General features: G+C 43.3%; 7 protein-coding genes. 6 read left to right on the top strand and 1 reads right to left on the bottom strand.

What is annotated here, in order from left to right; all coding sequences use genetic code 11:
- Positions 1-701: 701 nt before the first annotated feature.
- Complete coding sequence (locus LD39_RS17495; protein WP_035550725.1) at positions 702-1,616, bottom strand: LysR family transcriptional regulator; 915 nt, start codon at positions 1,614-1,616, stop codon at positions 702-704.
- A 186-nt stretch (positions 1,617-1,802) separates the two neighbouring features.
- Here LD39_RS17495 and hpaE point away from each other — a divergent pair, with 186 nt between their 5' ends.
- From hpaE to hpaI, 6 genes are read left to right on the top strand one after another with little or no spacing between them, the layout of a single operon-like run.
- On the top strand, positions 1,803-3,326 hold the full coding sequence (gene hpaE, locus LD39_RS17490; RefSeq protein ID WP_052158936.1) for a 5-carboxymethyl-2-hydroxymuconate semialdehyde dehydrogenase: 1,524 nt from the start codon (positions 1,803-1,805) through the stop codon (positions 3,324-3,326).
- Positions 3,327-3,344: 18 nt separating this feature from the next.
- Positions 3,345-4,820, top strand: coding sequence for a 4-hydroxyphenylacetate 3-monooxygenase, oxygenase component (gene hpaB, locus LD39_RS17485; RefSeq protein ID WP_035550722.1), 1,476 nt, complete (start codon positions 3,345-3,347; stop codon positions 4,818-4,820).
- A 12-nt stretch (positions 4,821-4,832) separates the two neighbouring features.
- On the top strand, positions 4,833-5,813 hold the full coding sequence (gene hpaD, locus LD39_RS17480) for a 3,4-dihydroxyphenylacetate 2,3-dioxygenase (protein WP_035550719.1): 981 nt from the start codon (positions 4,833-4,835) through the stop codon (positions 5,811-5,813).
- A gap of 43 nt (positions 5,814-5,856) precedes the next feature.
- Positions 5,857-6,315 carry a flavin reductase family protein gene (locus LD39_RS17475; protein WP_035550716.1) on the top strand — a complete coding sequence of 153 codons (459 nt, stop codon included), beginning with the start codon at positions 5,857-5,859 and terminating at the stop codon, positions 6,313-6,315.
- Positions 6,316-6,333: 18 nt separating this feature from the next.
- Complete coding sequence (locus tag LD39_RS17470) at positions 6,334-7,209, top strand: FAD synthetase family protein (RefSeq protein WP_052158935.1); 876 nt, start codon at positions 6,334-6,336, stop codon at positions 7,207-7,209.
- Between the two features lie 22 nt (positions 7,210-7,231).
- Positions 7,232-8,149 (top strand): 2,4-dihydroxyhept-2-ene-1,7-dioic acid aldolase, encoded by a 918-nt coding sequence (hpaI, locus tag LD39_RS17465; protein WP_035550713.1) that lies wholly within the window; start codon positions 7,232-7,234, stop codon positions 8,147-8,149.
- Positions 8,150-8,196: the final 47 nt, after the last annotated feature.

The raw sequence follows: 8,196 nt of genomic DNA, 5'->3' as shown, positions 1-8,196 counted from the left end.
CCCGCCATATCTTCACAAACGACTCGAAAGCCTACTAATTTCTTTTCCGCAATTTCTTTTACTCCAAATATAGTGATAGGATTAACCTTTTCCATCTACCCAGCCTCCAGGATTGTATTGAGTTATATAAGTTCACTTCCATAAAAGGATGTATTTTCCTTTTTAATTTAAGAATTTTGATAAACGATGTTTTGATTTTCTGTGTTATGAGTTATTTCATTTAAAGTATTCTTGAAAACTTGATTTCAAGATTTTGTGAGAGTTTAGGGGCGTTGGGGTATGATTCGCTTTCCTGCGGGGTAACTGGCGAGCTTCCTCGGGCTGCGCCCTGTGGGATCTCGCCTATTTCCTTCTCCCGCGGGAGTCTCACCCTTCCCCAACGCCCCTTGCTATAGTAGGTTCTCGAAATCTTGCTCGTTTGAATCTGCCAATTGATCTAAGAAAAACTAGTTGTGATACAGAATGAACAACAACATTCAAGCCACCTACCATAAAAGATCGTTTCGAGCTTCTCCTTAACGTATGGGGGATGGGAAAACGGCGAGACTCCTGTGGGATGAACATGTTAGATGAGACCCCGGAAGACGAAGTCTGAGGAGGCTCAGCACATGCCCACGGAAAGCGAGGCGTTTTTCCCATTCACCATCATTTAGAAAAAAGTCTCGAAACGAACCCTTCAGGAATAGTCGGATGAGATTCTTTTATAGTTGAACGAGTTTTTCTAAATCAGTCATGTTTACTTCGAACAATCGCAGCAATCTTCGGGAAGCTTTCGTTAAATATCGGTCTTTATGCCAGATAATCACAGCTTTCGCTTCAATATCAGCATTTCTAAACTCATAGCTCTCAATATCGGAAAAAGAAAACGCTTCCAAAGTAGAGCGTGGAACAATGGTTGCTCCTACTCGATTAGCCACGAGTGATAACAGCATCGTAGCATCTGGGCATTCACAGATAACATGAGGGTCAAATCCGTGCTTTCTGCATTCGTCTACAATCAATTCAAATTGTCCCATTCCGCTGATTCGATGTAAGAGCATTAGCGGTATCCCTTTTAAGTCCTCGACTTCCACTTCTTTAGCATCTGCAGGAAACAGGCCCCAGGATTTTGGTGTTACTAGTACATAAGGTTCGGAAGGGAGAGGGAGCATTTCAAATTCATCCCGTTCGATCGGAAGACGGACAATAGCCATTTCAATTTCTCGTCTTCGAATGCATTCGGCTAGAAAGTAAGTATCCCCTTCTCTAAGCTGATAGGTTAGGTTTGGGTATTGCTGTCTCAACTGATTCAGGGGGCCTGTTAAAGACGAAAAGCATGATTTATTGGAACCTATGTGAAGTGTACCTGTAATCCCCTCGTTCGTTTCTTTAACTTCTACAATCGTTTCTTCTAAATCGTTAAGAATTTGTCCTGCTTTTTGATAAAGCACTTCTCCTGCACTCGTCAATTCAAGCTTACGGCCATGGCGATCGAATAACTTCAATTCGAGCTCTTCTTCCATCAATTTGATTTGCTGGCTGAGAGGGGGCTGAGCCATATGGAGTTTTTTGGCTGCTTTCGTTACTTGTCCTTCTTCAGCAACTGTACGAAAATAGCGCAATTGCTTAATATCCATGTCTTCCCTCCATTTTTATGTATATGAAAATCATATGCTAAATAGATTTTATAGATATTTTTAATATAGATTAGGCTGTGTGATAATTTGAATATACAAACTTTAGCGAATATTTGCAAATTTAGTCCGAGTGTACGAATTATTTTTTTGGACAAAAAAGAAAGCGCTATCATAAGGAGGATAACCATGAGTGAACTTACTTTATCTGATATCAACAATGCGGGAAAACGAGTGATCAAAGAAGTAAACGATATTCAACTTTACATTGATGGAGCTTTTGTAGATGCGGAAAGTCAGGAGAAGTTTGATAATTACAATCCTTTCACAAATGAAAAGATCAATAAGGTTGCTTCAGGCGGTCAAGCAGATATAGAAAAAGCGGTGAAAGCGGCTAGAAAAGCTTTTAAAGGAGAATGGGGAAACCTCTCCCAAAATGAACGTTTAAGCTACATTTATAAAATTGCAGACTTGATTGATGAACATATTGATGAAATTGCTCCGCTTGAATCCTACGATACAGGACTGCCGATCAGCCAGACAAAGAAAATGGTCGCGCGTGCTGCACACAATTTCCGGTTTTACGCGGAGATGGTGAAGAGTCGGCTAGTCGGAGATGCGTACCAGGTGGATGATGAGTTTCTCAACTACACGATTCATAAGCCTGTAGGAGTAGCGGGTTTAATTACTCCTTGGAACGCACCGTTTATGCTTGAGACATGGAAAATTGCGCCCGCGCTGGCTACAGGAAACACAGTGATCTTGAAACCGGCTGAGTGGTCTCCGCTGACGGCGAATCGATTAGCTGAAATCATTGATAAAGCTGGCCTTCCTGACGGTGTCTTCAACGTTGTCCATGGTTACGGAGAAACAGCTGGTGCTTCCTTGGTCGCTCATGGAGATGTAGAGCTGATTTCCTTCACAGGGGAAACGAAGACAGGATCTGAAATCATGAAAAATGGCGCTGATTCATTGAAGCGATTCTCGATGGAGTTAGGCGGCAAATCTCCGATTATTGTGTTTGAAGATGCTGATTTTGAACGGGCGCTTGATGCTTGCACATGGGGAATCTTCTCTTTTAACGGGGAACGCTGTACAGCTAACTCACGATTGTATGTCCATGAAGATATCTCTGCTGATTTTATCGCTGCGCTTAAAGAACGGGTGCAGAACATCATCGTAGGGGACCCGATGAAAGAAGATACGCAAGTCGGACCGCTGATTCATACGAAGCACTATGAAAGTGTGAAAAGTTATTTGGAGCTGGCGCAGCAAGAAGGATGCCAGGTCATCAGCGGAACGGTTCCAGAAGAGTACAGCCGCGGTAATTTTGTTGCTCCAACTTTACTTCTTAACGCAGATACGTCAATGAGAGTGGTACAGGAAGAGATCTTCGGACCAGTCATCGCTGTTATGACCTTTAAAGATGAAGCGGAAGTCATTGAGCATGCAAATAATGTCCGCTACGGATTAGCGGGCTATGTGTGGACAAAAGATTTACAGCGAGGGCACCGTGTTGCGCAGGCGATTGATTCAGGGATGTTGTGGATCAATTCTCAGAATGTCCGTGATCTGCGTACACCGTTCGGAGGGTCCAAGCACAGTGGCATTGGGCGTGAAGGCGGTCATTATGCCTTTGAATTTTATACAGAAGTGCAAATCATCCATGTAGCGCTTGGAGAACATCGCATCCCTCAATTCGGAAAAAAATAATCAAGGAGGAGTTTACTTATGCCAGCAAAAACTGGGGCTCAATATAAAGAGAAGTTAAAGAATGCGAAAAATAATATCTATATTCACGGTGAGCGCGTCGAGGACCCGACTACGCATCCAGCGTTCAAAAATGTAGTTCAATCGATGGCAGATTTATATGACCTTCAATATGAAAAACCTGAGAAGATGCTGTACACCTCTCCTCAGACGGGCGACAAAGTAGGACTGACTTTTTATCGGCCGGAAACGATAGATGATTTAATCAAGCGTAGAGAAGCGATCCAGGAATGGTCACGCCTTTCCGGAGGATTGATGGGACGCTCACCTGACTATTTGAATGCAGAAGTTATGGCCATGGGTGTAGCCAACGACTTGTTTGGTGAAGAGGACCCGATGTTTGCGGAGAATGCAAAAAATTATTATGACTATGCCAGGGAGAATGACATCAGCTTGACTCACACGTTAATTCACCCACAAGTAAACCGTCAAAAAGCGCAGCACGAGCAAAAGGATGCGAATGTAGCGCTTCACCTCGTTGAAAAGCGCTCAGACGGAATCATTGTTGATGGTGCACGCTTACTTGCCACTCAGGGCGGAATTACGGATGAGATTCTTGTCTTCCCATCTACGGTTAAAAAAGCTGGCGAGCTCGATGATCCGTACTCTCTTGCGTTTGTGGTACCCAACAATACTCCAGGGCTCAAGTTCATCAGCCGTGAATCCTTTGATTATGGTAAGAACCAGTGGGATCACCCATTAAGCAGTCGTTTTGAAGAAGGCGATGCGATTGTTTATTTTGACAACGTATTTGTCCCCTGGGATAAGGTCTTTGTTTGTGGAAATTCATCCATTTGCAACCGTACATTTACCGAAACGAACGCTGTTGTGCACATGTCCCACCAGGTCGTAGCGAAAAACGTGGTCAAAACTGAATTTCTGCTTGGAGTTGTGCTGAATCTGATGGAATCAATCGGAATCGACAAGTTCCAGCACGTTCAGGACAAAGGAACGGAGATTATGCTAGTGCTTGAAACGATGAAGTCCCACCTCTTCAAAGCCGAGCACAATGCCAAGCTTGATAAATGGGGAACGATGACCCCTGACTTTGAAGCCTTGAATGCGGCTAGAAACTGGTATCCGAGAATGTATCCACGTCTCGTCGAAATCCTTCGTATTCTAGGAGCTTCCGGACTGATGGGTATTCCAACAGAAGAGGATTTCCATCACGAAGAAATTGGTCCGCTCGTCAATCGTGCGCTGCAGTCTAAGAATCTTGAAGGCTATGAACGTGTGAAACTGTTCCGTCTCGCTTGGGATCTGACGATGAGCGCCTTTGGCAGCAGACAGACTCACTATGAATATTACTTCTTTGGTGACCCAGTGAAAATGGGGATGACTTACTTTGAACAGTTTAACAAAGAGCCTTATAAAGATTACGTACAAGATTTCTTGAAGAAAGTAAAAACTTCCAAACCAAACTATACGAACGTATAAGGAGTGAAAATGATGGATTTTGATATCATTCGTGCTGGTCGCGCCGTTTTACATGTCACAGACTTAGAGAGATCAAGAGCTTTTTATGAAGCTCTTGGTTTCATTGAAACAGCCTCAGATGATGAGCAGATTTTTTTCCGAGGTCTTGAAGAGCATAATCACCATAGCCTTGTGCTGAAGAAAAGAGAAAATCCAGCTGTAGAAATAATCAGTTACAAAGTAAGATCAGAAAAGGATTTGGATCTTCTAGCTGCCTTTTATGACGAGCAAGGGACGAAAGTGAAATGGATGGAAGCGGGCTCACAGGAAGCTGTCGGGCGTGCGTTGAGAATTCAAGATGTTTCCGGATTGCCTGTGGAGTACTATGCGGAAATGGATCAAGCTGAACGAATGATCCAAAAATATCACTACCATAAAGGGGCTAAAGTGCAGCGAATCGATCATTTCAACTGCATGGTTCCGGATGTGGAGAAAGCATATGACCACTACATCAATCAATTAGGCTTCGCCTGCTCTGAATATACAGAAGGGGAAGAAAAGAAAATATGGGCGGCCTGGCTGCACCGAAAGCCAAGTGTTCATGATGTAGCTTACATGAATGGGCTTGGACCGAGGCTACACCATATCGGTTTCTGGTTGAAGGATCCAATGAATCTGATTGACGGCTGCGATGTGCTTGCATCGATGGGATATGGGCCTGCAATCGAACGCGGTCCTGGACGTCACGGTTTATCAAATGCTTTGTTTCTTTACTTAAGGGATCCAGACGGCCACCGTATTGAACTTTATAATGGAGACTATTTGACAAGTGACCCTGACTTCAAACCGGTTCGCTGGGATTTGGATGACCCGATGCGTCAGACGTTCTGGGGACATAAAGCTCCTGACAGCTGGTTTGATGAAGCATCCGAAGTGGTGGATGTGCATTCGAACGAAATCGTAAAAGTTACGGAGCCTAAGCTTAAAAAACGTAAGCCTACTTTTGTAACTTGATCAACCAGTTTTCGAGAATAATTAACTAAATGAGGTGGTCATAGTGGACGATCGTATGTTTCGAACAGCCATGGGTAAGTTTGCTACAGGAGTGACAGTAATTGCGTCAGAAGTAGAGGGGCAGGTGCACGGGATGACGGCCAATGCCTTTATGTCGGTCTCTCTTGACCCCAAACTCATCCTTATTTCCATCGATAAAAAAGCAAGAATGAATGAAGTGGTTAAACAATCAAATCAATTCACCGTTAATATTCTTTCTGGTGATCAAAAGGAAATGTCAATGATTTTCGCTGGGCAAATCAAAGAGAATAAAAATATAGAATTTGATACCTTTGAAGGCCTTCCGGTAATTGAAAACTCTCTTGTCAGTTTGGCCTGTAACGTCTATCAAGCCCATGAGGCTGGAGATCACACCCTGTATATCGGTGAAGTCATCAATTTGAATGTTCAAGATGGAGAACCGCTTGCATTTTATGAGGGGAAATATATGCAAATGACTTGATAAGGGAGGAGGGCAAGGATGATCACCATCCCGATTAAACACCACATTACAAACCACATTCAAGAAAACAGTCAGCCATGTGTCATGGCTTTAGGATTTTTTGACGGTGTCCACTTGGGACACCAGAAGATAATTCAAACAGCGAAGAAATTAGCAAAAGATAAAGGATTAAAACTTGCGGTTATGACCTTTGCCCAGCATCCCTCTTCTGTCATTCCGAAAGGTCCGACGATCACTAATTTTATAACACCGCTTTCTGAAAAAGCGGAGGTATTTGAACAATTTGGCGTCGATTTCCTTTATGTCGTTGATTTTACAAAAGAAGTGGCAAAAGTTCCTCATCAGCAGTTTGTCGATCAATATTTATGCGGACTCAACAGTAAGCACGTCGTTGCAGGGTTCGATTATAAATATGGATTCAAAGGCCAAGGAGATATGAAGCAGCTGCCTATAGACAGTAAGGGCAGATTCGAAGTCACGACCGTCTCAAAATTTGAGAAACATGAGCAAAAAGTAAGCTCGACTCTGTTGAGATCGCTGATCTCTACAGGAAGAGTTGAAGAAATTCCACAATACCTCGGAAGAAGCTATGAAATGACTGGCGATATTGAAGGCAAAGGGAGAACGTGTAAGTTTTCTTTTGATCCGACCTACTATATACCTTCTCCTGGCCAATATGAAGTGACCATTATAAATAGGATGGTTCAAGCAAAAGGGATATGTGAGGTTAAATCAATTCACAGGCCGGGACAGCTTACCATCACTTTTTTTGATGAGGTCCTGTTTGAAGACCTTAAGGATGCTAGATTGCAATGGAATAATTTCATGGCTGATTTTGAAATGGACGCTCTGCATGCACAAGGGGATTTACGAGAATTAGAAATGAGTTTGTAAATAGCGAGAAGGAGGAGATAGGATGAGAGATTATCGAGAGATTAAATCAAGATTAAGAGGTTCGGTCACACCTGTCATTACGCCATTTAAAGCGAATGATGACATCGACTTTGCTACCCTTTCGGAGTTAATCGAATTTCAGTTGGAAAATGGCACTCACGCGATTTCGGTTACGGGTACATCAGGAGAACCAAGCTCTTTGACAGAAGAAGAACGAGTGCAGGTCATGAAAACTGCGCATAAGACGATTAATGGTAGAGTTCCTTTTGTACCTGGCACAGGATCTACGAATCACGATGAAACGATGCGCTTGACGAAAAAAGCAGAAGAAATCGGAGCGGATGCAGCGTTAGTGATTGTCCCTTACTACAACAAGCCAAACCAGCAAGCATTATATAAGCATTTCAAAACGGTAGCGGACTCGGTAGATATTCCGATCATTGTGTACAACATACCGGGACGCACTGCGCAGAATCTCCATGTGGATACATTAGCTCAGCTGAGCAAAGACTGCCCGAACATTATCGGTGTTAAAGAATCGAATAAAGACTTTGAACATGTGAACCGTGTGCTTTTGAAATGCGGCCGTGATTTCCTATTATTCTCCGGCATCGAATTGCTTTGCTATCCAATGCTTGCGATTGGCGGGGTTGGGTCTGTCAGCGCAACGGCAAATGTCCTGCCAGGAAAAGTAGCGCAAATGCATGATGCCTGGTTCGATGGCGATGTAGCTACAGCTCAAAAGCTTCATTATGAATTGATGGAGCTGAACGATGTCCTGTTCAAAGATACGAACCCTGCACCAGTGAAAGCTGCGCTTGGGATGATGGGTAAAATTGAACCGCATCTAAGGCTGCCAATGGACCTTCCATCTGAAGAACTGCAAAATGAAATTCGTGAAACTTTAAACAAATATGGAATTAACCTTCAATATGCTTAAAGGTAATATTAACCACCTCAGGTCATCCAGATTCTGGATGACCTGAG

The sequence above is a fragment of the Halobacillus sp. BBL2006 genome (assembly GCF_000786645.1).
Taxonomy (GTDB): Bacteria; Bacillota; Bacilli; order Bacillales; family Halobacillaceae; genus Halobacillus.
The sequence above is the reverse complement of the archived record's forward strand: the minus strand, read 5'-3'. Positions and strand labels throughout refer to the sequence as shown.